Below are 25,987 nucleotides of genomic sequence, written 5' to 3' on the forward strand. Positions count from 1 at the left end.
GTCTATAGGTGGCATTTTGCCACCTTTTTGTCAAGGCGACCGCCGGGCGGTGACCCGCGCTCATGGTGAAGCGCGGCTGCGATGAACCGCCCGGTCCGCGCAGGCGCCCGGGCGGATGTCTCAGACCTCGAACAACCGGCCATGGCCGGGCGCGCGGCCGGAATGGCCCGCCAGCCGGACCGCCCCCCAGGCGCCCGCCGTGGCGCTGGAGATCACCGGCAGCCCGTGACGCGCCTCCAACACCGGGATGACGCCCAGCGTGTGCAGCCCGCCGCAGGAGATGAACAGGCAATCGGCATCCGGTGCGGCGGCCAGCGCCCGTTCCCCCAGTGCGATCAGATCGTCGTCGGTGACGGCAAAGACCTGCTCCACCGTCTTCAGATGCATCGCCTCCAGCGCCGCGACCTCATAGCCGCTCTGGGTGAGATAACGGGTCAGCGCCTGATTGACCGGATCAGTATAGGCGGTGGCGACGGCGACCCGTTTCGCGCCCATCACCGCCAGCGCCTCAAGCACCGAATCCGTCATCGTGGTGACCGGCAGGCCGGAGCCGTCGTGCAGGGCCGCGAGGATCTCGGTGTTCCCCTCCGGTCCGCGATAGAAGCTGAGCGAGGTCCCCATGAGAGAGACCGCCTCGGCCCCCATCTCCTTCAGCTCCGCCGCGAGGGCGCCCAAGCGGTGGATCACCTGGTTGAACCCCTCCGGCGTCACCTCGGGGATGCCGAGGCCGACCGAGATGAAATCGAGATCGGGATAGAGCTGCAGCGGTTCCGGCGGCACGTCGCCGGCCGCCGGGGGGACGATCATGCCGATGCGGGTCATGACTGGCCTTTCAGGGTGAGGATGAGGGTGGAGATATCGTCCTCGGCATGGCCGAGATCGCAGGTGGCGCGCATCAGGGCGCGGGCGCTGTCGGTCATTGGCAGCGCGGCGCGCTCGCCGCCCACCGCCGCGATGGTGTCGAGATCCTTCAGCATCATCGCCACCGTGCCGAGCGGGTTTTCAAAGCTTTCGGTCGCCATCCGCGGCGCCAGAAGCTGGAAGGGTTTGGAATCCGCAAAGCCGCCCGCCAGCGCCTCGGTCAGCCGGGTGGCATCGACGCCCATGGTTTTGGCGAAATTCACCGCCTCGGCCACCACCGCCATGGTGCAGCCGGCGATGATCTGGTTGACCAGCTTGGTCATCTGCCCGGCGCCGAGATCGCCCATATGGGTGACCTTCTGCGCCAGGGGCGCCATCAGCGGTGCGGCGCGGGCGAAATCCGCCGCCCCGCCGCCGGCCATGATGGTCAGCGTTCCCGCCGTCGCCGCCGGAGTGCCGCCGGAGACCGGGGCATCGACCCAGCCCATGCCATTGGCCGCCCGCAGACGCGCGCCGAACTCTCGCGTGAGCCCCGGGTCCATCGAGGAGAAGTCGATGAACAACTCCGGCCTCGTCACCCCGGCCACGCCATGATCGCCGAAGAGCACCGCCTCGACGGCGGCGGCATTGGTCAGGCAGGCCATCACCACATCGCTCTGGCACGCCAGATCGGCGGGGCTTTCGGCGCGGCGGGCGCCGGCGGCCACCACCGCGTCGCATTTCGACGGTGTCCGGTTCCAGACGGTGACCTCATAGCCCGCCTTCAGCAGGTTCATCACCATCGGCTCGCCCATCAGCCCGGTGCCGAGGTATCCCAGACGCGGCAAGGTCATTCCTGCACCTCGTCGACCGGCCAGTCGACCGCGCCGGAATGGGTGATCGCGCCGTAATAGGCGCTTTTCACCTGGGCCGCGTATTTCTCATGCGCGCCGGCCAGACGGCGGGGCGGGCGGGCGGCCAGCGCCTTGCGACGCGCCGCCAGAACCTCTTCGTCCACCAAGAGGTCGATGGCGCGCGCCTCGCGGGTGTCGATGCGGATGATGTCGCCATTCTCGACCAGCCCCAGCGGGCCGCCGTTATAGGCCTCGGGCGAGAGATAGCCGATGCACATCCCCCGCGTCGCGCCGGAGAAGCGGCCATCGGTGACCAGCGCCACCTTTTCGCCCATGCCCTGGCCATAGATCACCGCGGTCGGCCCCAACATCTCGCGCATGCCGGGGCCGCCGGCGGGGCCCTCGTTGCGGATGATGATCACATCGCCCTCCTGGTAATCGCGCTTGCGGACGGCGGCCATGCAATCCTCCTCGCTCTCGAATACCCGCGCCGGGCCCTCGTGCACCCGGACCTTGAGGCCGGCGACCTTGATGAAGGCGCCCTCGGGGGCGAGGTTGCCCTTCAGCACGATCACCCCGCCCGAGGTGTCGCGCGGATTGTCGACCGAGCGGATCACCTCGCCATCCGGCGCGGGGGCATCGGCCACCGCCTCGGCCAGGGTCTGACCCGACAGCGTCAACGTGTCGCCATGCATGTGACCCGAGCGGATCAGTTCCTTGATAATCACCGGCACGCCGCCCAGACGGTGCACGTCCAGCGCGTAATATTGCCCGCCGGGGCGCAGGTTGCCGATCAGCGGCGTGCGTTCGAAGACGGCGCCGACATCGTCCATGGTGAAGAGGATGCCGGCCTCATGCGCGATGGCCGAGATATGCATGCCGGCGTTGGTCGACCCGCCGGTGGCGGCGACGATGGCGCAGGCGTTTTCCAGCGACTTGCGGGTGATCAGATCGCGCGGCAGCGGGCCGCCACGGTCGAGGATCTCCATCACCATCTGGCCGGCACGGCGCCCCAGCGCCACCCGTTCGGAATAGACCGCCGGCATGGTGGCGCTGCCGAGCGGAGCGATGCCCAGCACCTCGGAGACCATGCCCATGGTATTGGCGGTGAACTGGCCGGGGCAGGCGCCGATGGTGGGCATGGCGACCCGCTCCATCGCGTCCAGATCCGCCTGGCTCATCTCTCCGGTCATCACCGCGCCGGCGCCCTCGTAGGTATCGAGGATCGAGACGGTCTTGCCCTTGTAGGTCCCCGGCAGGGTGGAGCCGCCGAAGACGAAGACCGAGGGCACGTTCAGCCGCACCATCGCCATGATCAGCGCCGGCAGGTTCTTGTCGCAGCCGCCATAGCCGACCAGCCCGTCATAGGCATGGCCGCGCATCACCAGTTCGACCGAATCCGCGATCAGGTCGCGCGACATCAGTGAATTCTTCATCCCCTGGTGGTTCATCGAAAACCCGTCGGAGACCGAGATGGTGGTGAATTCGCGCGGCGTGCCGCCGGCCTCCTGCACGCCGCGATAGGCATAGCGCGCCTGATCGCCCAGATTGGCGTTGCAGGGCGAGGTTTCGCCGGCGGTCGAGACCACGCCGATCATCGGCCGCGCCATCGCGTTGTCGTCGAGGCCCTGACCACGATAGAAGGCGCGGTGCGGCACCCGGTCGAGCCCGTCGGTGGTAATGCGCGAGCGGAGCTTGCGGTTGCTCGCCTTGGGATCTGTCATCTTGGTGTTCCTTCTGTCTTCTGTGCCGCCCGCGCTGGCGGGCGCTGGCGGCTCACGTTGGGGCGATCTTAGCGGCAGGATCGGTGTTGTGGAGAGAAAACGGCGTGGTGCGGGGGCGGGCTCTGGTCATTGGCGGGGGCGCAGGCCAACATGCGCGGCGACACCTCAGGACCGGAACGGGAGAGTGAAACGTGATCCTTGATATCGAAACCGCCGCCACCGCCATGGCCGCAGCCCGACGCGATCTGGCGCCCTACGATCTGCCCCAGGGGCTGGGCGGCGCGCCCTTTGCTGATGCCTATGCCTTTCAGGACGCCTACGTGGCGGCGATCGGCGCGCCGGTTGCAGGCTTTAAGCTGGCGGTGAACGGCAAGCCGCAGCAGGCGCATTTCGGCGTCAGCGAACCGGCCTGGGCGCGGGTTCTGGCGCCGGAAGTGTACCCGAGCGGCGTGGCCCTGCCCAAGGCGGCCTTTGGCGAGCTTTGCATCGAGGCGGAGATCACCGCGATTCTGGGTCAGGGCGTGACGGCACTGAAAGGCGCTGTGACGCCCGGGCAGGCGAAGGGCGCGATCGAGAGCCTGCGCGCCTCGATCGAGCTGATCGACCAGCGCGGCATTTCCATTGCCGGGGTCGAACTGGGCCAGGCCATCGCCGCCAATGTCTTCAACGCCGGCTGCGTGCTGGGCGAGGGCGGCATCGCCCCGGAAGCGCTCGATCTGGAAAACCTTCATGTCACCCTGACACTCGACGGTGAATTGGCGGGCGAGGCCACCGGGGCGGCCCCGCAGGATCCCTTCGAGGCGGTGGCCTGGTTGCTCAGCGCGCTGAACGCGCGGGGCACCGAGATCGCGCCGGGGATGTTGATCATGTGCGGCACCCATCTGCCGCTGAAGGTGCTGGCGCCTTCGGTCAGCCGCGTCGAGGTCGGCATGGGGCCGCTCGGCAGCGTTGCCTTCTCGCGCACGGAGTGAGAGGCGTCGGGGCCGGCGTCAAACCGGCCCCGACCGTCAGGCCACGTAAGAGGCCAGCCAGGTCGACAGCACCGGCACCACCACGATCAGCGTCAGCCGGAAGATATCGGCCACCCAGAAGGGGGTCACCCCGCGGAAGATCGTGCCGGTGGTCACATCCGGCAGCACACCGCGCAGCACGAAGACGTTCATCCCCACCGGCGGGGTGATCAGGCTGATCTCGGTCACCACCACGACGACGATGCCGAACCAGATGGCGTCATAGCCGAGCTGCATCACCAGCGGATAGAAGATCGGCACCGTCAGCAGGATCATCGACATGCTCTCGAACACGCAGCCCAACAGCAGATAGATCACCAGGATCGCCAGGATCACCAGCCAGGGGGTATCGGCGAACTGCATCGCGAAGGTCACCAGCCCCTGCGGGAAATCGGTGATGTTGATGAAATTCGCGAACAGCAGCGCACCGATCAGCACGGTGAACAGCATGGCGGTGGTCTCGACGCTTTCGACCAGGATTTCCTTCAGCACCTTCCAGGTCAGCGCGCCGCGGAGCAGCGCGAAGAGGAAGGAGCCGAGCGCGCCGATGCCGGCGGCCTCGGTCGGGCTGAAGACGCCGCCATAGATGCCGCCCATCACCACGAGGAAGAGCACCAGCACCCCCCAGACGTTCCTGAGCGCGCGCAGCCGCTCGGGCCAGCTTTGACGTTCGGCGGCGGGGCCTTCCTCGGGGCGGCGCCAGGCGACCCAGCGCACGGCGAGCAGATAGAACAGCATGCCGATGGCGCCCGGGATGATCCCCGCGGCGAAGAGCTTGCCGATGCTCTGCTGGGTGAGGATGCCGTACATCACCAGCATGACCGAGGGCGGGATCAGGATGCCCAGCGTGCCGCCCGCCGCGATCGAGCCGGTGGCCAGCGAATCCGAATAGCCGAACCGCCGCATCGACGGCATGGCGACCTTGGACATGGTGGCGGCGGTGGCCAGAGACGATCCGCAGATGGCCGAGAACCCGCCGCAGGCGACCACGGTCGCCATCGCCAGCCCGCCTTTCCTGTGTCCCAGGAAAGCGTTCGAGGCGTTGTAAAGTTCGGCCGCGAGCCGGGCGCGGGCGACGAAGTTGCCCATCAGGACGAAAAGCGGCACCACCGAAAGCTCGTAATTGATGGCGGCGTCGAAGGCGGTCTGGCCGACGTTGTAGAGCGCGGCCGAGGGGTTCATCACCCAGGCCATGCCGGCGAAGCCCACCAGCGCCATGACAAAGGCGATGGGGATGCGCAGGAAGGCCAGAACGAGAAGGGCGGCAAGGCCGATGAGGGCTTCGGTCATGTCACTTGCTCCCCGGGATTTTGCGGCCCTTGAGGACCAGGACGACATTGCCCAGAGCCGCGAGCGTCGCCACCGCGCAGAGCACGGCCATCAGCGTGCTGAACGGCCACATCGGCAGGAACAGCTCGTCGGTGACCTCTTCGTATTCGTATTGGGTCATCGACTTGACGGCCAGCCGCCAGGCGATCAGCCCCAGCGACACGGTGCAGAAGAGATGCACGAAGACCGCCTGGATCTTGGCCATCGGCAACGGGATGATGTCATCCAGCAAGTCGACGGTGATGTGGTTTTCGTTCAGCACCGTCAGCGGCAGCGCACAGAAGATGATGGCGGGCATCATCAGCGACACGACCTCGTAAGTCGCGGGCAGGGGGGCGGAAAAGAGATACCGCCCCATCACATCGGCGAAGGTCAGGAACATCATCGCGAACAGCAGGATGCAGGCGATATAGGTCAAAAACCACGCCAATGGGGAGAAACCGCGGATATGATCCGCGGCCCCATGGGTTTTCTGAATATCCACTATCGGAGTCCTTTCGAGACCTTACTTGGCCTCAGCCTCGAGCTCTTTCACCTGCTCCTGGAAGTAGGCGTACATCGCCTTGCCATCGAGCCCTTCGGCCTCGGCGGTGGCATAATATTCGTCGAGGAACTGATCGCGCAGCTTGGTGATCGCTTCCATCAGCTCGGGCGTGGCATCGGCGATGGTATTGCCGTTGGCCTTCAGATCCGCGAGCCCCTTGGCGTTGACCACATCCCAGCCATGACCGGCGATCTTGGCGAAGGCTTCGCCGGAATATTGGTCGATGATCGCCTTCTCGTCCGCCGGCAGGCTGTCATAGGTCTTCTTGTTCATGAACAGGAAGTGGCTGGAGGAATACCAGCCGCCCGGCACGTTGGTCGAGAACTTGGTGACATCGGTCAGGTTGAAGCTGGTCACGCTCTCATAGGGGAACATGATGCCGTCGGCGATGCCGCTGGAGAGGATCTCATAGGATTTCGACGAGGGCTGGCTGATCGACACGCCACCCCAGGCCTCGGTGATCGCCTTGGGGATCGGGCCGCCGGTGCGCATCTTCTGGCCTTCCATGTCGGCCGGGCTTTCGATCAGCTTCTTGGTGTGGTGCACCTGACCCGGGCCATGCGACATCATGCCGACCAGATAGAGCCCCTTGTAGAGATCCTTGTCGGCGAGGAACTTGTCGTGGGTGCGCTGCAGCGCGATCGAGGTGATCTCGGCGCTGTCGCCCAGAAGCGGCAGTTCGGCGAAGAGATAGGCGGCGAACTGCTTGCGCGCATAGCCATGCACCGAGAAGGAGACATCGGCCTGACCGGTGCGCACCGCGTCGAGCGAGCCTTGCGGCGAGGCGACGGCCTTGGGCAGCCGCTTGAAGGTGATCTTGCCGTTCGAGGCTTTTTCGACCGCTTCGATCCAGGGGATATAGACGTTCACGTTGACCGGATGGGTCCAGGGGATCCAGGACGAATAGGTCAATTCGGTGGCGAGCGCCGCGCTGGCCGACAGGGCGGCCGCGGCGATGCCGGCCGAAACGGTGGCGATCAGGCGTTTCATCATCATTGTCGTACTCCTGTTGGTATCGGCCCGTTGGCGGGCCTGTTTGATGCCTGGGTCAGGCACTAGTTTCGTTGACTGGTAAACAAAGGCAAACCCCCAATCGGAGGATGAGATCACAATTGCAGCGTTCCGACGCTGGCGCCGCCGCAGACGTAAAGCGTTTGCCCGGTGACGAAGCTGTTTTCGGGCGCGCAGAAGAACAATAGCGCGTTCGAGATATCGCTTACCTCGCCGAGCCTGCCAACCGGGATTCGGGCGGCCAGGGCGGTTTCCTGATCGCTGTCCTTCTTGATGATATCCCAGAAGTTGTCGGTGCGGACCGGGCCGGGGGCCACGACGTTCACCGTGATGCCGTGACGGGCCAGCTCCAGCGCCCATGTGCGGGCCATGCCGATGATTCCGGCCTTGGTGGCGGAATAGGCGGTGCGCGTTGGCACCCCCAGCGCGGCGCGCGAACTGGTAAAGACCACGCGACCGAACTGCCGCGCCTTCATCGCCGGCAGCGCCGATTGCAGCAGCGTCAGCGCGGCGCCCAGATGCAGCTGGGTCAGCGCCAGCAGATCCTCGGGGCGCGCATCCTCGACCAGGTTGGGACGGATCATCCCGGCGTTGTGGATCAGATGGGTCACCTCGAACCGGCTGGCGATCTCGGCCGCGGTCTGCGCCGTGGCGGCCGGGTCCATCAGATCGGTCGGCAGGCTGACCAGATTGTCATGGGTGAACTCGGGATCGTCCAGCGCTACCGAGACCACGCGATAGCCGCGCTCCAGCAGCCGCCGGGCCAGATCGGCGCCGATCCCGTGGCTGCCCCCGGTGATGACGGCGGTATAATCGGTCATGTGGTGTTCCTTGTGGCGGTCGTCCGAACGAAAACGGACGCCCTGGCGGGGGCGTCCGGAGAAGGGTCAGGGCAGCAACTGGATATTGCCGAAGGCGGCATCGCAGTTCAGCAGATCAACACGCTTGTTCGCGATCCTGATCTGGCCCTCCACCACCGTCAGCTCATGCGTGGCGGTGATCGCCAGCAGGAACTGATCGTCCAGCCGGGTTTCCACGTAATGCATGTTGGTATTGGTGACATAGCGGTTCGCCTCGGCGTCGATCACATCGACGAAGGGGCGCTGGATCACATGGTGACAGCGGCTTTTCGGCTTTTGGCTGAAGGTGCGCGCGCCGTTCAGCCGTTCGACCCTGAGCCGCAGCATGAACTGATCCTCGTACAAGAGCGAGGTAACCAGGTCGGGGTCGGTCTGCTTGTAGTCGAGCGGCATCCAATAGATCCCCTCGGGCATCCAGAGATCGAGCCAGTCGTTGTAACGACCCTCGTCCAGCATGCGGGTCTCGTTATAGATGAAGTCGATCAGATCGTCGCGGGAAGGAAAGCTCATTCTGCGGCCTCCGCCTTGGCTGCCTGCGGCGCGGGATGCATGAACTTCACCCAGGCGTCGAACTGGTTGCGCATTTGCCGTTCGGTGGTGCCGTTCTCCACCGCCTCCTGGGTGAAATCCTCGTCCTCGTGATAGAGGCGCTGGATGTTGACCCATTCGATGCCATCGGCGGCCAGCCCTTCCTGGGCGCGTTCGTACATCTCGAGGTCGTCATGGCCCACCATCGAGGTCGGCGCGTTGATCAGCCTGTTGTACATCGCGGTGCGCGCCAGCAACTGGTCGGGGGCGCCGACCAGCCGGTAGATATAGCTTTCCACCAGCGTCTTGTCCGGGCCGAGGGGAATGAAGTTCCGCAGCTGCTGGATCGGCCCCTTGATCATGATATTGGGGAAATAGACGGTGTTGTGCCGGCTCTCGCCCAGGATCTGTTTCGCCTTTTCCTCGCCATAGGTCGCGACCATCTGGTCGAAATATCCCGGGATGGCTGAATAATCCGAATGGATCGAATGATGCACGCCGGTATGGCCATGGCCGTTGGGCCAGGTGCGGATGCCCATGTTCTCGAAGAACTCGTAAGGGCTCATGAAGGGCGCGATGATCTCCATCGCCATCGGCTTCGGCTTGTCCGCCGGCCAGTCCATGCTTTCGAAGATCTTCACCGCCGTGCCGGCGCTGGATTCATGCGCGACCATCGGGTGGCAGGTGTCGGTCTGGTTCTCGACCAGCATCTTCCAGTTGCACTTGTGCATGTAACGAAGCGGCGGCCCCGCCACCTCGAGCCGGCCCTCGGGCGAGCGGTCGACCATATTGTCGAGCGACGACAGGCTGTCGCCGAAGAACTCCTCGAACCCGATGCCTTCTTCGGCAAGACGGGCGAAGATGAAGCCGCGATAGTTCTTCACCGCGCCCACCGACTTCATGCCGTGGCCGCTGACGGTTTCTTCCAGGCCGGTGCCCTCGTATCCCTTCTTCAGCGGGATCGCCAATTGGCAGCCGTCGGTCTTGAACGACCAGGCGTGATAGGGGCAGCGGAAGAACTTGCCGGTATTGCCCTCGCGGTCGATGGCGATCTTGGTGCCCTTGTGCGGGCAGCGGTTATAGAGAACGTAGATCTCGTTATCGCTATGGCGGACCTGGATGACAGGCTGATCGCCGATCTGGGTGGTATAGTAATCCCCCTTGTTCGGCGTCTGGCTGTCGTGGCCGACGAAGACCCAGGTATTGGCGAAGAGATGCTTCATCTCCAGCCTATAGACATCTGGGTCGGTATAGACATCGCGATGAACCTGGAAGGGCTGCACCAGGTCGGTGACGGTGTCGATCGTATAGGCGGGCGTTTCGGCTGGCATGAGACGTTCCTTTCCTACAGGTCCAGGACGAGCCGGGGCGATTTCGCGCGGCTGACGCAGATTTGCATGAGTTTGCCTTCGGCCTTTTCGGCCTCAGACAGCACCACGTCGCGGTGATCGGGGATGCCAGAGATCACGGTGGTCTGGCAGATGCCGCAATCGCCGCGCTGGCAATCATAGATCAGGTCCATGCCGCCGGCTTCCAGCACCTCGACGATGGTCTTGTCGGGCGGGATCACGAAGACCTCTCCGGTCGAGGCGATCTCGACCTCGAAGGCGGTATCGCCCGCCTCGTGCTGGGCGGCGGTGAACAATTCGAAATGGATGTGCGCATCGGGCAGACCGGCGGTAGTGGCGGCGGCGCGGGCGGCCTCGATCATCGGCTTCGGGCCGCAGACATAAAGATGCGTGGCCGGATCGACATGGGCGAAGAGGTGGTCGAGGTTCAGCGGCGCCACGTCGTCATGGTGAAAGGTGACGGCGGCACCGAAGGCGGCGGCCAGCTCGACCTCATAGGCCATGACCCCGCGGCTGCGGGTGGCGTAATGCAGCGCGAAGGGGCGGTTGGCCGCGGTCAGCGCGGTGGCCATCGACAGGATCGGGGTGATGCCGATGCCCCCCGCCAGCAGCAGCGCCGGCCCGGCGTGATCCGCCAGCGGAAAATCGTTCTTCGGCCCGGTGACGGACAGCGTATCGCCGACCGTCAATTCGTGCATCCGCATGGACCCGCCGTCGCCCTCGGCTTCGCGCTGAACCGCGATGCGGCAGGTCTCGGGCGCGTCGCCGGCCCAGTCGACCAGTGAATAGGACCGGGTGCCGAGCGTCCCGAGATCGAAGGTCAGATGGGCGCCGGCGCTATGCGGCGGCAGCGGCGCGTCATCGGCGGTGCGCAGTGTGAATTCCCGAATGCGGTCGGTCAGATCGCGCAGGCTGTCTATGACCAGTTCTTGTGTCACGTTATTATTACTCCCTGTGCAAATAATATGAAATTTCATATATTACCGGTCAAGCTATTTCTTGACTTGGGGGCTGGTCGGGGCAGGGTGACCGCACAAGCAGTAGGCAGGAGCAGATGACGACAGAAAAACCGCAGGCGGATCAATCTTTTGTCCCGCACTATCTGCTCTATCTTCTGGCCAAAGTCAGCGATCTGGCGAGCGCCGAGTTCCACGCCCATGCGCGCAAGTCGGGGCTGCGGGTGCCGGAATGGCGGGTTCTGGCAAGCCTGACGGATGAGGATGGCGCCATGGTCACCCGGCTGGCGGCGCTGTCGATGATGGAGCAGTCGCGGCTGACCCGAATCATCGACCAGATGGTTGATCGCGGCCTGGTCACCCGCCGATCGGATCCCGAGGATGGCCGGCGGGTGCGGGTGTTCCTGACCGATCAGGGCCGCGATCTGGCGCTGTCACTGCGCGAGGATGCCCGGGTTCACGAGGCACGGATCCTGGCGATGCTGCCGGCAGAGGATACCGCGCGCCTCAAGCCCTTGCTGCTGAACATGCTGGAGCAGCTCGAGGCGCCCGATCGCGATCACAGCATGTCGCGGCATTCCGGCACCGGGGTCAGCGGTGCGCCGTCGTCGAAATAGGCGATCAGATTGTCGGCGGTCAGGTCGAACATCGCCTGCCGCGTCTGCACCGTGGCGCTGGCGGCATGCGGGCTGAGGATCACCCGGTCGCTGTCACAGAGCGCCTGGGGAATGTTCGGCTCGTCCTCGAAGACGTCGAGCGCGGCGCGCCCCAGCTGGCCGCTTTGCAGCGCCTGGATCAGCGCCGCCTCGTCCACCACCGAACCGCGGGCGACATTGACCAGAATGCCCTGGGGACCAAGCGCCGCCATCACCTCGGCATTGACGATATGGTCGGTGGCGGCGCCGCCGGGCAAGAGCAGGATCAGCGCGTCGCAGCGCCGGGCCATGTCGACCAGATCGGCACAGAATTCATAGGGCACGCCCGGTTGCGCGTGGCGCCCGTGATAGAGGATGCGCCCCCCGAAAACCTCGAGCTTCTTGGCCAGGTTGCGGCCGATGCGGCCCAGGCCCACGATCCCCAGCGTCGCGCCCTCAATCGTGGTGGTGAGCTGGGCGCGGCCTTCGCGCGCCCAGCGGCCGGAGCGGGCATAGGCATCCTGTCCCAGCAGATCGCGGCTGGCCGCCAGCAGCAGCAGCAGCGCGTAATTCGCCACATCGGCATTCAGCACATCGGGCGTATGGGTGACGAGGATGCCGCGCGCCTTGGCGGCGGCAACGTCGATCGTGTCATAGCCGACCCCGAGCGAGGAGATGATCCTGAGGTTGGGCAACCGATCCATCAGCTCGGCCTCGAGCGGGGTGAAGCTCGCATTCGCGAGGCCGGTGATGCGGGTGCCGAATTCCTCGAGCCAGGCCTCTGACGGCATCTGTCCGGGATCGCGGTGCAGGGTGAAATGGTCGGCCAGGCGATTGTCCAGGCGCGGCGGCAGCACGCCACGCCCATAGATTTCAATGTCTTTGCGCATGGGCATTCCTTGTCGTTCAGTGCCCGATCAGCGAGGGCAGCCAGGTTCCGAGCAGAGGCTGCCAGACGATCAGCCCCAGCACCAGCAGCTTGATGATCACGAAGGGGGTGATCGCCGCGTAAATCGTCGACATCCGGATCGACGGCGGCGCCACCCCGCGCATCACGAACAGGATCAGCCCGAAGGGCGGGGTCAGCAGCCCGATCTCCATCGTCAGCAGATAGACCAGCCCAAGCAGCAGCGGCTCCACCCCGGCGGCCTTGGCCAGCGGCACGAAGATCGGCACCGTCACCATCAGCATCGACACCTGGTCGATGAAACAGCCCATGATCAGCAGGATCACGATCATCCCGACCAACACCCCGGTGGGGTCGAGCCCGAAGCTCTGCACCGCGCGGATCACCCCGTTGGTCGCCCCGGAGAACGACAGCACCTGGGAAAAGGTCTGCGACACCAGCATGATGAAGAGGATCATCACCGAAAGCTTCACGGTCTCAAGCCCTGCACGCTTCAGCTTTTCCCAGCTGATGGCGCGATAGCAGGCGCCGAGCGCCAGCGCCGCGACCGACCCCAGCGCGGCGCTTTCGGTCGGGGTGGCGATGCCGCTCAGCAGGCTGCCGATCACCACGATGAAGACCAGCGACAGCGGCGCCACATAGATCAGGAAGGGCCGCCAACGCTCCTTCAGGCTCATATCGGCGTTGCCGGGGTCGGGCGGGGCCAGGTCGGGCCTGGTGGTGACGCGGAAGACGATCCAGGCGATGAACAGCGCCGAGAGCAGCAGCGCCGGCAACACCCCGGCGATCAGCAGCCCGGTGATCGAGATGCCGGCAAGGCTGCCCACCAGCACGGCGAGCGAGGAGGGCGGGATCAGCATGGCGATGGCGCCCGAGGCCATGATCGGCCCCATGGCGAGCGTGGGCGCATAGCCTTTCTTCAGCATGCCGGGCAGCAGGGTAGAGCCGAGCATGGCGGTATTGGCGATGGTCGATCCCGACAGCGCCGCGAACAGCGTGCCGCCGAAGACGCTGACCACCGACAGCCGGCCGGGGATGCGCGTCACTACCCGGTCAACCGCGTCGATGGCGCGATGCGCCACTCCGGTCTGAAACAGGATCTCTCCCATCAGGATGAACAGCGGCACCGGGGCCATCTGGAAATTGGCGATGGATTGCACCGAGTTGCGGGCAAGCTGCAGCAGTCCGCGCTCGCCGCCCAGCACCTCATAGGCGCCGATCACCGTGACGGTCAGGAAGGCGAAGGCCACCGGCAGCCCCATCAGCAGCAACAGCGCCAGCCCACCCAGCATGAGGGTCAGAACAAGGGTCCAGTCCATGGCTTACAATCCTGACAGCGCGTCTTCGGACCCTTCGGGCGGTCGCTGGCCCAGGGTCTGACGCAGGAATTCGAGGGCGAGCAGGGCAAAGCCCGCCGGTGCCACGCTCAGCACCCACCATTCGGGAATGGTGAAGGCGGTGCGGATCATCGAGCCGCGTGCGATCGAGATCTGCACTGCCTCGATGGCATAGCGCAGCACGATCAGGCAGGTGACCAACCCGATCAGCGCGGTGAACTGGCCCAGCCGATGGGCGATGGCATCGGGCAGGGCGCTGGTGATCAGGTCGACCATCACATGGCCGCGCTGCCACAGCACCCAGGGCGCGCCGGCGAAGGTCGCCACCAGGAGCCCGTATTCCACCGCGTCGAGCAGTCCGTAGACCGGGCTGCCGAGGTTTCTGAGGATCACATTGACGGTGATCGCGGCGGCGATCAGCGCGAACACGCTGGCCGACAGCGCGGCACAGAAGTTCAGCACGCCGTCGAACAGCGTGTTCAGCCTGGACATATGGTCGTCTCCCGCCCCTGTCCTGGCTTATTTCGAGGTCAGGCAGGGTTGCAGATCGGCGGCGGCCGGATCGGCGGTGATGGCGGCGGCCCAGCCGGTGCGCTGCGCGACCTCAAGCCACTTCGCCTCGTCCTCGGGCGAGAAGGTGATCGTCTTGATCCCGGCTTCGGCCATCTTCTTGGCCTCGTTCGCGTTCAGCGCGATATTCTCGACGTTCTTCGCCTCGATCCAGGCGGCGGAGTCTTCCAGAACCTTCTTGGCCTCGTCCGACAGACCGTTCCAGGTGTCGAGGTTGACCAGGAAGTTCTCGTCGGACTGATAGAAACCGGGGTCGACGCGATATTTCGTCTGCTCTTCCCAGCCGAGGTCCAGGATGCCCTGCGACGGCCAGCCATAGCCGTCGATCGAGCCGCGCTCGAGCGCGGTATAGACCTCGCCCGGGGCGGTGCGAACCAGGGTGGCGCCCAGTTCGGTGAACATGGCGCGATAGACCGGGGTGGTGCGGATCGTCAGCCCGGTCAGATCGGGGGTGGTGATCGGTTTCGACAGATAGAGGTGATAGGCGGTGTGATCGCCGACGCGGGCCAGGTATTTGACGTTCATCAGCTGCTGATGCATCGCGTCGATCTTGTCATAGCAGCCGTTGGCGCGCTGGTCCTGGATGGTATTGGTCGCCAGATGCAGCGCGTCGCCCGCCGGCACCAGGTTGGTGTAAAACGCGGTGGTGTCGTTGACGATATCGACCACGCCGCTCGACACCGCATTGCCCAGCTCGAACGGCGGAACCGCCTCGGGCCCGCCGACATAGTTGATCTGGACGACGCCCTTGCCGGTCTCGTTCACGTGGTCGATGAAGGTTTCGAAGAACTTCGAAAAGGTGGTGCCGGTGGCAAAGGCGCTGACCGCGCGCAGGGTGACCTCCTCGGCCAGGGCGGGGGCGGCCATCAGGCAGGAGAGCAGGGCGGCGGAGGCGAGTTTCTTCATGTGGTCGGTTCCCTTGTTGGTTCGGCCGTCATCGGGCGGCCGCGTGATGATCCGCTCCGGGCGGCCGCGCCCGAATTCGGAATTGCATGCAAACGGATGTTTCTTCGCGTCATCTGGTCGGGCATTCGCCCCCGGTCGTTCTTGGCGGGCATCGGGGGCGGTGGCCTGTCAGAGTGACCGTATCGTCGAGATGTTTTAGCGGTCAAGAAATTTCCGCGTCGGGTCTTGCTGCACCGTCGACACGATCAAGGAGAGGGCGCGATCGGGCGGGTTTTCGCGCTCTGCGGGCGAAAGGCTTGCAGAAAGTTGAAATATCATACAATTATTTAGTCTCAAGATTTTGGGCCCGAAGAGGGCGAGTGAGGGAAAGCGCATGGCAGGTGCCGCCGAGAGACAGCCGGTGAACAAGGACATTCCCGAGACCGAGAGCCGCGTTCCGGAAACCGCCCCCCGCGCTTGGCTGGGCGAGGTTGGACTGAACGGTTTCGCGCCGTATCTGATGAACCGGATCATGGGACGTTATAACGCCGATCTGCGGCGCGAGATGGCAGCGCTTGGCCTCAGCACCGCCAAGATGCGGGCACTGGCGGTTCTTTCGGTGGTCGATGGCATCCAACTGTCACAGCTCGGCGTCTATGCCGTGGTCGAACAATCGACCCTGTCGCGCGCGGTTGAATCGCTGGTCAACGACGGGCTGGTGCGGCGCGAAACCGATCCGGACGATCAGCGCGCCAGCCGGATTTACCTGACCCGTGCCGGGCGCACCGCCTTCGACCGGCTGTGGCCGCATATGGCCGCCAGTCACGACCGGATGTTCGAAGGCATCCCGGACGAGGAACGGCATGCCTTCCTGGGCACGCTGCACCGGATGCTGGGCAATATCCGCCAGCACGAATATTGATCGGGACGATCAGCCGGGCGCGTTGAACCAGGTCTCGATCTCCTCCGGTGTGATCCGACCGGAAAGGCCGAGACCCACCAGTGTGGTGCGCGTGGTCTCGGATGGGCGCAGCTCGACAGTGCGGCCGACCACCTGCAGCTCCATCGGCCCCTGATCGGTCAGCACGAAGCCTTTTATCCGATAAAGTCCCTCGGGTCGGGTGGCGAGCAGCCGCTCCAACCTGGTGCGCGGGATCACCTCATTGCTGTCATGCTGCCAGCGGACATAGGCGGGGTGACCTGTCGCCGGCGCCGATTGCGGGCGCGGCAGGATGTCGAACAGCAGCGGCGCCAAAGGGCCGGTCGCGGGCAGCGGCGCCGGGTTGCGCGCGCCGATGGCCTGCAACTGCGCGACCAGCGCCGGGGCGGGATCGGCGGCCTTGGTGATCAACAACTGGTCGGCCACCCGGATCTGCTGTTCGATCTGCGGCGCGATCTGTTGATCCGCCAGCAGCCGCGGGCCGTTTTCGGCATCGAACAGGGTAACGATCCCGGCATAGCTCAGCTCCGGTTCGGCCTTGGCCGTGTTGGCGATGGCGGCGGGATCGGCGATGCCGCTGGCCTCGATCACCAGATGGTCGGGGCGGGGGCGGCGATCCAGCGCCTGACCCAGTGCCATGTAGAACCCCGCCGCCATGGTGCAGCAGACACAGCCATTGGTCAGTTGCAGCGTATCGCCGCCCTCGGCCGCGATCAGCGCCGCGTCGATGTTGATGGCACCGAAATCGTTGACGAGGACCAGCAGGCGCAGCCCGTGGTCCTCGGCCAGAAGGCGGTTGATCATCGTCGTCTTGCCGGCGCCGAGATAGCCGCCGATCACGGTAAGCGGCAGCCGGGTCACAGAAGTTGAACCTGCCCGCCCAGCACCGTGCCCAGCACCGGTACGTCCTTGATCGCCATCGGATCGACGGCGGTGGGATCGGCGCCCAGCACGGTGAAATCGGCGCGCTTGCCGGTTTCGATCGAGCCCAGGTCGCGGTCGAGCCGCATCGAGAAGGCGGCGCCCAGGGTCACCGCATGCAGCGCCTCTTGCACGCTGACCCGCTGCGCCTCGCCCAGCACGCGACCCGTCATGGTGCGGCGGTTGACCGCCACCCAGACCGAGAAGAGCGGCGCCAGCGGCGTTACCGGGGCGTCGGAATGGATGGTGACATGCACGCCGGTGTCCAGCGCGCTGCGCAGCGCGTCCATCCGGCGGGCGCGATCCTCGCCGATGGTGAGCGCGACATGCTGGTCGCCGAAATACCAGATGTGGTTCGCGAAGATGTTGCAACAGACGCCCAGCTCGACACAGCGTTCGAACTGGTCTATGCCCATCATCTGGCAATGCTGCAGCACATGGCGCGCCTCGGCCCAGGGATGGGCGCGCTGCGCCTTCTCGATGGCGTTGAGCGCCGCTTCGCTGGCCTCGTCGCCATTGACGTGGATATCCAGATGGATGCCGGCCTGATGATAGGCCATGACCTGGGCGTCCAGCACCTCGGGCGGGGTGTTCCAGATGCCGTTCGACTGGCCGCCGATATAGCCCGGCCATTTCACCCGTGCGGTCCAGCCCTGGATCGAGCCGTCGGTCATCAGCTTGATGCGCCCGAACAGCAGCTTTTCGGTGGAGAGCTTCTCCAGCCGCTTGGCCTCGGCCGAAAGGACGGCCGGATCCTGACCGACGCCGCCCAGCACCGGCACCAGTCGGGCGGGAAAGCCGGGCTCGGACGTCACGCTCAGCAGCAGGTTTTCATGACCCGGCTGGAGCGAGGCAAAGAGATCGGTCATCGTGGTGACCCCGGCGCGTTGCGCCACCTCGCCGAAGGCGCGGATCGCCGCGGCATTGCCCGAGATGGAGTCGAAATCGAACTCCAGCCGCCGCAGCACCGGGAACATCGCGCCCATTTCCTGCAATTCGCCCGTGGGCTCGCCGGCGGCATCCTTGACCACGCCTTCGGCGTTGCTGTCGCGGGTGTAATTCACCATCTCCAGCGCCTTGGAGTTGGCGCAGAGCACATGGAAGCTTGAAAACATGATGGCGACGGGGCGGTCGGCGGCGACCTGATCCAGGTGACGGCGGTTCAGCCGCTCGCCGGTCAAAAAGATCGGGTCGAGCCCCCAGCCGATCACCGGCGCGCCCTCGGGCAGGGTGTCGGCATGAGCCTTCATCGCCGCGATCACCTCTTCGGCGGTGGTGACGCCCTGCCACAGCTTGCCCTTGGGGTCGATCCGGTCGTGATAGCCGGCATAGGCGTATTTCCAGATCCCCCCCGCCATCAGATGCGAATGGCCTTCGACGAAACCTGGTGTCAGCACCGCGTCAGCCAGGCTGTTGTCCTCGGTCACCTCGCCCCAGCCCCTGGCGCAATCGGCATCCCCCACCGCGAGAATTCGGCCATCCTTGACCGCGACATGGGTCGCCTCGGGCAGATTCGGGTCCATGGTGATGATTTTTTCGGCCCGAAACAGGGTGATGTCGGTCATTGCGGCCTCCGGTTGTGCAGTTGCGCCAAGAAACCAGTGACACAGGAATTTGGGTCGGCAAAATGGATTTACTGTCGGGGGAAACCCCATTTTATGGGGGATGAACCGATGCGCTTCACCATCAAACAGATGCGCTACTTTGATGCGGCGCTGCGCAACGGGTCGATCGCGCGCGCGGCGGAAGAGATGAACATCTCGCAAAGTTCGATCACCGCGGCGATTGATCTGATCGAACAGACCATCGGCGTGGAGCTGTTCCGACGGGTGCCGGCGAAGGGGATTCTGCCCACGCCCACCGGTGCCCAGGTGGGCCAGCGGGTGGCATCGTTTCTTGAGCAGGCGCGGCTTTTCGAATCCGATCTGATGTCGCTGACGGGGGATCCGACCGGCACATTGCGAATGGCCTGCTATGCGCCGACGGCCCCCTATGTGCTGCCGCCGATTCTCAAGCGCATCGCCCAAAGCTATCCCGACATTCGCATCGACCTGACCGAGGGCGACATGATCTCGATCGACGAACTGCTTAAATCTGGGGCGGTCGATGTCGCCTTGACCTATCGCTTCGCGCTGCCGCACGACCGGTTCTTCGCGCCGCTCTTCAAGGCGCAGCCCTGGGCGATTCTGCCGGAAAATTCACCCTTGGCGCAGGTCGAGACGGTGACGCTCGCCCAGTTGGCGCCCTTGCCGATGATCGTTCTCGATCTGCCGGGGGCGACGGAATATTTCCTCGGCCTTTTCGAGGCGCGCGGATTAAGCGCGAATGTTGTGCACCGCACCAAATCCAGTTCGGTTCTGCGGGGGCTGGTGTCGGCGCAGTTTGGCTACTCAATCCTAAACATTTGCGGCCCATCCGACCGTGATGGCAGCGCCGGTTATGTTGTGCGACCCCTGGTGGGAATGCTGGAATCTCCCGTTTTTGGTGTCGCCTATGCGGCACCTTTGCAGAATTCGGCGATTGTGCGCGCAGTCTTGCGCACGCGCGATGAGCTGGTCGCAGAGGGGGCGATGGATCACCTGCTGATGCCCACCGTTGAAGAAACCGCATTGAATGTGGGAATTGATACAGAAAACACTGTTTTCTGAGGGAAGAGCCGTCGCTAGCCTGCCCGGGACAACAAAAAACGACTGACCAACAAGGGAAACGTCATGAGCTATCTTTCACGCCTTCTGGGCGCGGTCTCGGTTGCTGCATTGAGCCTGACGGCGGTGCCGGCCATCGCCGAAGGCACTTTGGTGATCGCCTCGGCACAGGTGCCGCGCCATTTCAACTCGGCGGTTCAGTCGGGAATCGCCACCGGACTGCCGGCGGCGCAGATTTTCGCCTCGCCGCTGCGCTATGACGACGGCTGGACCCCTGAGCCCTATCTGGCGAAGAGCTGGGAAGAAAGCGACGATGGCCTCAGCCTGACCCTGCATCTGGTCGAGGACGCGACCTTCCAGGACGGCGTGCCGATCACCTCGGAAGACGTGGCCTTTTCGATCATGACGATCAAGGAAAACCATCCTTTCAAGACGATGTTCGCCCCGGTCGAGGCGGTCGAGACCCCGGACGCCCATACCGCCGTGATCAAGCTGAGCCAGCCGCATCCGGCGTTGCTCTTGGCGCTGTCGCCGGCGCTCTGCCCGATCATCCCCAAGCACATCTATGGCGACGGGCAGGACATCAAGAACCACCCGGCCAACCTGGCGCCGGTGGGGTCGGGCCCCTTCATGCTGGACAGCTATACGCCGGGCGAAACCATCGTGTTGAAGAAGAACCCGAACTTCTTCCTCAAGGATCGCCCCAAGCTGGACGAGATCATCGTCCGTATCATCCCCGATCCCTCGGCGCTGCTGATTGCGGTCGAGAATGGCGATGCCGACTTCTATCCCTTCATGGGCGGCAGTCAGGAGATCAAGCGGCTGGAAAAGGTCGACCGGCTGGCGATCGACGACGAGGGCGGCGCCGCCATCGGCCCGATCACCTGGCTGGCCTTCAACACCGCCTCGCCGAAACTGTCGGACAAGCGGGTGCGGCAGGCGATCGCCTATGCGGTGGACCGCGACTTTGTCCTGAAGGCGCTGCAGCGCGGCGTGTCGAAACCGCAGCGCGGCCCGATCATCGAACAGTCGCCCTTCTTCAACCCCGACCTCAACCCCTATGATGTCGATCTGGACAAGGCCAAGGCGCTGATGGCCGAGGCGGGCTATGCCGACGGCATGGAGCTGACGGTGGATTACATCCCCGGCTTCAAGGAACAGCAGCAGTCGGTGGCCGAATACCTGCGGTCGCAGCTCAAGAAGATCGGCATCGAGGTCACGGTGCGCGCGGCGCCGGATTTCCCGACCTGGGCGGGCCGTGTCGGCAACCAGGATTTCGAGATGACGATGGATTCGGTCTTCAACTGGGGCGATCCGGTGATCGGGGTGCATCGCACCTATCTCAGCTCGAACATCCGCAAGGGGGTGATCTGGTCGAATACCCAGAGCTATTCCAACCCCCGGGTCGACGAGCTGCTGACGCAGGCGGCGGTGGAACGCGACTTTGACAAGCGCAAGGCGCTTTACGGCGAGTTCCAGCAGATCGTGAATGACGACATGCCGATCTATTTCCTGAACCAGATGCCGCAAAAGACCGCCTACGACAAGAAGCTGGAGCATGTGCCCACCAGCATCTGGGGCGTTCTGGCGCCGATGGACCTGCTCGACTGGTCGAAGTGACCGGGCCGATCTGATCCTGCGCGCGCCTCGGCCCCTTGGCCGGGGCCGCGTCTTTCTTTCCATTCTTGCCAGGGGATCCCGGGGCTGCCCCGGGATCGGGTGACCAAGCGATGAGCTTTTCCTTCCTGATCCGGCGTCTGGCCTATGGGCTGATGCTGATGCTGGGCGTCGTCGTTCTGAACTTTCTGCTGATCCGTCTCGCCCCCGGCGACCCCGCGGTGGTGATCGCCGGGGAAATGGGCGGAGCCACCGAGGAGATGTTGCAGGCGATCCGCGCCGAATACGGGTTGGATCAGCCATTGCTGACGCAGCTCTGGATCTATGTCTCGACCGTGGTGAGCGGTGATCTGGGGCAGAGCTATTTCTTCAACAAGCCGGTGGTGGAGCTGATCGGCCAGCGGATCGGGCCGACCATTCTGCTGGTGCTGACGGCGCAGATCTGTTCGATCCTGATCGGGGTCTTCATGGGGGTGATCGCCGCGCGCAAGCCCAACGGGCCGCTGTCGGCCTTTGTCTCCGTCTTCTCGACGCTGGGTTATGCGGTGCCGGTGTTCTGGACCGGCATCATGCTGATCATCCTCTTCGCCTCGATGGTTCCGATCTTCCCGGTCGAGGGCATGGCCTCGGTCCGGCTGCGCGAGGCGGCCTGGTATGTGCGGGCGCTGGATGTGGCGCACCATATGGTGCTGCCGGCTTTTACCCTGGCGGTGATCTATCTGGCGCAATACGCGCGCCTGTCGCGCGCCTCGATGATGGAGGTGCTGGGATCGGATTACATCCGCACCGCGCGGGCCAAGGGCGCGAACGAGGGCTCGGTCCTGTTCCGCCATGCGCTGCGCAACGCGGCGCTGCCGATCCTGACGGTGGCGGGGCTGCAGTTCGGCAACCTGATCTCGGGCTCGCTGCTGGTCGAGACGGTGTTCAACTGGCCCGGCATGGGGCGGCTGGCCTTCGATTCCATCCTGCGGCGGGATTATCCGACCGTCATGGGGGTGCTGCTTTTCGCCTCTGCCATGGTGGTGGTGGCCAATATCCTGACCGATCTCAGCTATCGCCTGGCCGATCCGCGGCTGAGGGGGCGGGGATGAGCGGCGCGCAGGCGGCGGGCCGCGGCAGGGAGGGGGCCAGCCCCCTCTGCGCCCCGCGAGGGGGCGCATTCACCCCCGGGATATTTGCAGCTAGAAAAAGAGCGGGATGAGCGATGAGCGAACCGACACAAACCGAATATGTCGCCGAGAGCCCGGCGCGCGAGGCCTGGCGGATGTACCGGCGCAACCTGCCGGCGGTGGCGGGCGCGGTGATCCTGCTGGCGATCATCTGCATGACGCTTTACGGCAGCTTCTTCTTCACCGGCGATCCCTTCGAGATCGTCTGGGCGCCGCATGAGCTGCCGGGAGTGGAGCCCGACTTTCCACTTGGCACCGATTATCTTGGCCGCGACATCCTGGCGGGGCTGCTGACCGGCGGCGCACCGACGCTGACCGTGGGGCTTGCCGCGGCGGCGATCACCATGGTGATCGGCATCTCGCTGGGCGCGGCGGCGGGCTATTACGGCGGCTGGGTCGACAACCTGCTGATGCGGGTGACCGAGTTCTTCCAGGTGCTGCCGGCGCTGCTGTTCGCCATGGTGCTGGTCACGCTGTTCTCGCCCTCGCTGTTCACCGTGGCGATGGCGATCGGGGTGGTGAGCTGGCCGCAGACCGCCCGGCTGACCCGCGCCGAGTTCCTGAAGATCAAGGAGCTGGAATATGTCACCGCGGCGCGGGCGATCGGCGCGCGCAACAAGCGCATCATCTGGAAAGTGATCCTGCCCAATGCGCTGCCGCCGCTGATCGTCTCGGCGACGCTGACCGTGGGGGTGGCGATCCTGTTCGAGGCGGGGCTGTCGTTCCTGGGTCTGGGCGATCCTAACCAGATGAGCTGGGGGCTGATGATCGGCGCCAACCGGGAATACATCCTGGACGCCTGGTGGCCGGTGACCTTCCCGGGTCTGGCGATCTTTCTGACCGTCTTTGCCGTGTCGCTGGTGGGCGACGGGCTGAACGACGCTTTCAATCCGAAGTTGAGGGAACGATGAGCGCGCTTTTGGAAATCGAGGATCTGCGGGTCACCTTCCGCACCCGCTATGGCGAGGTGACGGCGCTGGATTCGGTGTCGATGCATGTGAATGCCGGCGAGACGCTGGGGGTCGTGGGCGAGAGCGGCTGTGGCAAGTCGATCACCGCGCTGAGCGTGATGGGGTTGATCCCCAGCCCGCCGGGCAAGATCGCCGGCGGTTCGATCCGGCTGAACGGCGAGGAGCTGGTCGGCATCGCGCCGGCGCGGATGCGGGCGCTGCGCGGCTCGGACGTGGCGATGATCTTTCAGGAGCCGATGACCAGCCTCAACCCGGTCTTCACCGTGGGCGACCAGATCGCCGAGGCGATCATGCTGCACCAGAAAGTCGGCGCCGATCAGGCGCGGAAGCAGGCGGTGGCGCTGCTGGAGCGGGTGGGCATTCCCAGCCCGGACCGGCGGGCGAAGGATTATCCGCACCAGCTTTCCGGCGGCATGCGCCAGCGGGTGATGATCGCCATGGCGGTCTCCTGCCGGCCCAAGGTGCTGATCGCGGACGAGCCGACCACCGCGCTCGATGTCACCGTGCAGGCGCAGATCTTCGATCTCTTGAACGAGATCCAGCGCGATTTCGGCGCCGCCATCATCCTGATCACCCATGACATGGGCGCGATCAGCGAAATGGCCGACCGGGTGGCGGTGATGTATGCCGGCCGGGTGATCGAACAGGCGTCGGCGGACGATGTGCTCGACCTGCCGCAGCACCCCTATGCCCGCGGGCTGATCGACTGCATCCCGGCGCTTGGCCGGGCCGATCACGCGCTGAAGGAGATCCCCGGGGTGGTGCCGCCGCTGCATCTGTTGGGCCGGGGCTGCGCCTTTGCCGATCGCTGCGCCTACAAATTCGACCGCTGCACGCGGGAAAAGCCGCTGCTGGCCAATCACGGGATTCATCCGGTGGCCTGCCACGCGGCCGAGGAGGGGGTGATATGACCACGCTTCTGGATGTCCGCGACCTGACGGTCCGCTTCGCATTGCCCAAGCCCTCGCTCTTCGGCGAGCGGCCCTATCTCGAGGCGGTGCGCCAGGTGTCGTTCAGGCTGGAGGCCGGCCGCGCGCTGGGGATCGTGGGGGAGTCCGGGTCAGGCAAGACCACCACCGCGATGGCGACGATCCGGCTGGCGCCGACCGCTGGCGGCCAGGTGCTGTTCGAGGGCGAGGATCTGCTGGCGCTGAGCGAGGAGGGAATGCGGCAGCGGCGGCGCGACGTGCAGCTGATCTTTCAGGATCCCTATTCCTCGCTCAATCCGCGCGCGCGGGTGGTCGATATCGTACGCGAGCCGATGGACCTGCTCGGCATCGGCACGCCGGCGGACCGGCTGGCGCGGGTGAAGGAGCTGTTCAGCCTGGTCGGGCTCAGACCTGATCAGCTCAATCTCTTTCCGCATCAGTTCTCGGGCGGGCAGCGGCAGCGGATTTCCATTGCCCGGGCATTGACCACGAATCCGAAACTTCTGGTTTGCGACGAGCCGGTTTCGGCGCTCGACGTGGCGATCCAGGCGCAGATCCTGAACCTGCTGGCCCGGCTCAAGGCCGAGCTGGGGCTGAGCTATCTGTTCATCAGCCACGACCTGGGGGTGGTGCGCCATGTCTGCGACGATGTGGCGGTGATGTATCTGGGCAAGATCGTCGAGATGGGGCCGCGCGATGCGCTGTTCGACGCGCCGCAGCACCCCTATACTCAGGCGCTGCTGGCGGCGGCGCCGTCGTTGGCGCGGCGCAAGTCCAAGGGCTATGTCCGGCCGCTCAAGGTGGCGGGCGACCCGCCCAGCCCGATCAACCCGCCGGCGGGCTGTGCCTTTGCCGAACGTTGCCCCTGGGCGCAACAGATCTGCCGGCAGATGCCGCCGGCGCTGGCGCTGCAGGGGACGCATCAGGTGGCCTGCCATTTTCCCGGGCCGCTGGCGCAGGACGCGGCGTGAGCTGATCTCTCGCCTGGAAGGCATCGAGATGACACGGCGACCATATCGCACGCGGCGGCCCCTTCGGGGGCCGCTTCGCATTTCGGGCGCAACGAATCGCAGGCGCGCGCCGACATTGTTGTCACATCCTGGCGTATTCCTGAGGGTTCGCTGTTATTGGTTCCGGATCTCTTAGCCCGGGCGGGCGAGCTCGGAAAAGTGGCGCAGCGGCTTGCAGGTCTGAGAAGAGGGCGCGGGCTGACGGTGACTGTGTGAATTCTGGAAACAGTCCCTTAGGGAAGTCACCTCCACCTGACTGTCACCGCCCTGGTTACCAGAAAATTAACGGAAAACCCACAATTTGACGGAAACAATGCCGCGGGTCTTCCTTGCCCCAAGGTCACCCGGAACAGAGTTTAGGGGGTTTTCAGAGAAACCGACGTTAATTTTGTTCGAATTTTCATTTTGCCGGATTTCGCGGTTCCGGTAATTTTACCCTGCCTACT

At 64.9% G+C, this 25,987-nt stretch carries 25 protein-coding genes; 9 read left to right on the forward strand and 16 right to left on the reverse strand.

All coding sequences use genetic code 11. The features are described 5' to 3' along the window. Positions 1-120 precede the first annotated feature (120 nt). From ACN0V4_RS05505 to ilvD, 3 genes are read right to left on the reverse strand one after another with little or no spacing between them, the layout of a single operon-like run. Positions 121-822, reverse strand: a complete 702-nt coding sequence (locus tag ACN0V4_RS05505) for an aspartate/glutamate racemase family protein (protein ID WP_417673812.1) — start codon at positions 820-822, stop codon at positions 121-123. Then, positions 819-1,694 (reverse strand): NAD(P)-dependent oxidoreductase, encoded by an 876-nt coding sequence (locus ACN0V4_RS05510; protein WP_417673814.1) that lies wholly within the window; start codon positions 1,692-1,694, stop codon positions 819-821. The genes ACN0V4_RS05505 and ACN0V4_RS05510 overlap by 4 nt, the downstream gene beginning before the upstream one ends. Then, positions 1,691-3,418, reverse strand: coding sequence for a dihydroxy-acid dehydratase (gene ilvD, locus ACN0V4_RS05515; RefSeq protein WP_417673816.1), 1,728 nt, complete (start codon positions 3,416-3,418; stop codon positions 1,691-1,693). The genes ACN0V4_RS05510 and ilvD overlap by 4 nt, the downstream gene beginning before the upstream one ends. 191 nt (positions 3,419-3,609) lie before the next feature. On the opposite strand from ilvD, the gene ACN0V4_RS05520 reads away from it, so the two are divergent. After that, positions 3,610-4,389 carry a 2-keto-4-pentenoate hydratase gene (locus tag ACN0V4_RS05520; RefSeq protein ID WP_417673818.1) on the forward strand — a complete coding sequence of 260 codons (780 nt, stop codon included), beginning with the start codon at positions 3,610-3,612 and terminating at the stop codon, positions 4,387-4,389. 36 nt (positions 4,390-4,425) lie between these two features. Here ACN0V4_RS05520 and ACN0V4_RS05525 read toward each other — a convergent pair whose 3' ends face one another. From ACN0V4_RS05525 to ACN0V4_RS05555, 7 genes are all read right to left on the reverse strand, one after another. Then, on the reverse strand, positions 4,426-5,718 hold the full coding sequence (locus ACN0V4_RS05525) for a TRAP transporter large permease (RefSeq protein ID WP_417673820.1): 1,293 nt from the start codon (positions 5,716-5,718) through the stop codon (positions 4,426-4,428). A gap of 1 nt (position 5,719) precedes the next feature. Then, complete coding sequence (locus ACN0V4_RS05530) at positions 5,720-6,241, reverse strand: TRAP transporter small permease (RefSeq protein WP_417673822.1); 522 nt, start codon at positions 6,239-6,241, stop codon at positions 5,720-5,722. Positions 6,242-6,262: 21 nt separating this feature from the next. Next, positions 6,263-7,297, reverse strand: a complete 1,035-nt coding sequence (locus tag ACN0V4_RS05535; RefSeq protein WP_417673824.1) for a TRAP transporter substrate-binding protein — start codon at positions 7,295-7,297, stop codon at positions 6,263-6,265. Between the two features lie 110 nt (positions 7,298-7,407). Beyond that, positions 7,408-8,133 carry an SDR family NAD(P)-dependent oxidoreductase gene (locus ACN0V4_RS05540; RefSeq protein WP_417673826.1) on the reverse strand — a complete coding sequence of 242 codons (726 nt, stop codon included), beginning with the start codon at positions 8,131-8,133 and terminating at the stop codon, positions 7,408-7,410. A 66-nt stretch (positions 8,134-8,199) separates the two neighbouring features. After that, positions 8,200-8,682, reverse strand: coding sequence for an aromatic-ring-hydroxylating dioxygenase subunit beta (locus tag ACN0V4_RS05545; protein ID WP_417673828.1), 483 nt, complete (start codon positions 8,680-8,682; stop codon positions 8,200-8,202). Beyond that, positions 8,679-10,031, reverse strand: a complete 1,353-nt coding sequence (locus ACN0V4_RS05550; RefSeq protein WP_417673830.1) for an aromatic ring-hydroxylating dioxygenase subunit alpha — start codon at positions 10,029-10,031, stop codon at positions 8,679-8,681. Before ACN0V4_RS05550 ends, ACN0V4_RS05545 begins: the two co-directional genes overlap by 4 nt. Before the next feature lie 14 nt (positions 10,032-10,045). Next, positions 10,046-10,987 carry a PDR/VanB family oxidoreductase gene (locus ACN0V4_RS05555; RefSeq protein ID WP_417673832.1) on the reverse strand — a complete coding sequence of 314 codons (942 nt, stop codon included), beginning with the start codon at positions 10,985-10,987 and terminating at the stop codon, positions 10,046-10,048. Between the two features lie 116 nt (positions 10,988-11,103). On the opposite strand from ACN0V4_RS05555, the gene ACN0V4_RS05560 reads away from it, so the two are divergent. Further along, complete coding sequence (locus ACN0V4_RS05560; protein WP_417673834.1) at positions 11,104-11,622, forward strand: MarR family winged helix-turn-helix transcriptional regulator; 519 nt, start codon at positions 11,104-11,106, stop codon at positions 11,620-11,622. On the opposite strand, the gene ACN0V4_RS05565 is transcribed toward ACN0V4_RS05560, so the two are convergent. The 4 genes from ACN0V4_RS05565 to dctP are packed head-to-tail and all read right to left on the reverse strand — an operon-like array spanning position 11,565 to position 15,360. Next, the gene (locus ACN0V4_RS05565; protein ID WP_417673836.1) at positions 11,565-12,530 is read right to left on the reverse strand and encodes a 2-hydroxyacid dehydrogenase; all 966 of its coding nucleotides are present in this window, start codon (positions 12,528-12,530) and stop codon (positions 11,565-11,567) included. The two genes, ACN0V4_RS05560 and ACN0V4_RS05565, sit on opposite strands and share 58 nt — an antisense overlap. 16 nt (positions 12,531-12,546) lie before the next feature. Then, the gene (locus ACN0V4_RS05570) at positions 12,547-13,866 is read right to left on the reverse strand and encodes a TRAP transporter large permease (RefSeq protein WP_417673838.1); all 1,320 of its coding nucleotides are present in this window, start codon (positions 13,864-13,866) and stop codon (positions 12,547-12,549) included. 3 nt (positions 13,867-13,869) lie between these two features. Then, a complete protein-coding gene (locus ACN0V4_RS05575) occupies positions 13,870-14,376 on the reverse strand; it encodes a TRAP transporter small permease (protein ID WP_417673840.1) in 507 nt (168 codons plus the stop codon). Positions 14,377-14,403: 27 nt separating this feature from the next. Next, complete coding sequence (gene dctP / locus ACN0V4_RS05580) at positions 14,404-15,360, reverse strand: TRAP transporter substrate-binding protein DctP (RefSeq protein WP_417673842.1); 957 nt, start codon at positions 15,358-15,360, stop codon at positions 14,404-14,406. Between the two features lie 373 nt (positions 15,361-15,733). Between dctP and ACN0V4_RS05585 the strand changes: the two genes are divergently transcribed. Next, on the forward strand, positions 15,734-16,261 hold the full coding sequence (locus ACN0V4_RS05585) for a MarR family winged helix-turn-helix transcriptional regulator (protein WP_417673844.1): 528 nt from the start codon (positions 15,734-15,736) through the stop codon (positions 16,259-16,261). A gap of 9 nt (positions 16,262-16,270) precedes the next feature. Here ACN0V4_RS05585 and ACN0V4_RS05590 read toward each other — a convergent pair whose 3' ends face one another. Both ACN0V4_RS05590 and ACN0V4_RS05595 read right to left on the reverse strand, forming a co-directional pair. After that, positions 16,271-17,140 carry a CobW family GTP-binding protein gene (locus tag ACN0V4_RS05590; protein WP_417673846.1) on the reverse strand — a complete coding sequence of 290 codons (870 nt, stop codon included), beginning with the start codon at positions 17,138-17,140 and terminating at the stop codon, positions 16,271-16,273. Continuing rightward, the gene (locus ACN0V4_RS05595) at positions 17,137-18,765 is read right to left on the reverse strand and encodes an amidohydrolase (RefSeq protein WP_417673848.1); all 1,629 of its coding nucleotides are present in this window, start codon (positions 18,763-18,765) and stop codon (positions 17,137-17,139) included. Before ACN0V4_RS05595 ends, ACN0V4_RS05590 begins: the two co-directional genes overlap by 4 nt. 108 nt (positions 18,766-18,873) lie before the next feature. On the opposite strand from ACN0V4_RS05595, the gene ACN0V4_RS05600 reads away from it, so the two are divergent. The 6 genes from ACN0V4_RS05600 to ACN0V4_RS05625 all read left to right on the forward strand — a co-directional run bounded on the left by ACN0V4_RS05600 (position 18,874) and on the right by ACN0V4_RS05625 (position 25,502). After that, entirely contained in the window at positions 18,874-19,848 is a 975-nt protein-coding gene (locus ACN0V4_RS05600) for a LysR family transcriptional regulator (protein WP_417673850.1), read from the forward strand. Between the two features lie 63 nt (positions 19,849-19,911). Next, positions 19,912-21,465: an ABC transporter substrate-binding protein gene (locus ACN0V4_RS05605; protein WP_417673852.1), complete on the forward strand. Its 1,554-nt coding sequence runs from the start codon at positions 19,912-19,914 to the stop codon at positions 21,463-21,465. A 110-nt stretch (positions 21,466-21,575) separates the two neighbouring features. After that, positions 21,576-22,553 carry an ABC transporter permease gene (locus ACN0V4_RS05610; RefSeq protein ID WP_417673854.1) on the forward strand — a complete coding sequence of 326 codons (978 nt, stop codon included), beginning with the start codon at positions 21,576-21,578 and terminating at the stop codon, positions 22,551-22,553. 113 nt (positions 22,554-22,666) lie between these two features. Then, complete coding sequence (locus ACN0V4_RS05615) at positions 22,667-23,542, forward strand: ABC transporter permease (protein ID WP_417673856.1); 876 nt, start codon at positions 22,667-22,669, stop codon at positions 23,540-23,542. Continuing rightward, a complete protein-coding gene (locus tag ACN0V4_RS05620; protein ID WP_417673858.1) occupies positions 23,539-24,513 on the forward strand; it encodes an ABC transporter ATP-binding protein in 975 nt (324 codons plus the stop codon). Before ACN0V4_RS05615 ends, ACN0V4_RS05620 begins: the two co-directional genes overlap by 4 nt. Continuing rightward, positions 24,510-25,502, forward strand: a complete 993-nt coding sequence (locus tag ACN0V4_RS05625; protein ID WP_417673860.1) for an ABC transporter ATP-binding protein — start codon at positions 24,510-24,512, stop codon at positions 25,500-25,502. Before ACN0V4_RS05620 ends, ACN0V4_RS05625 begins: the two co-directional genes overlap by 4 nt. Positions 25,503-25,987 lie beyond the last annotated feature (485 nt).

It is taken from the genome of Pseudodonghicola sp. (assembly GCF_048268305.1).
Lineage (GTDB): Bacteria > Pseudomonadota > Alphaproteobacteria > Rhodobacterales > Rhodobacteraceae > Pseudodonghicola.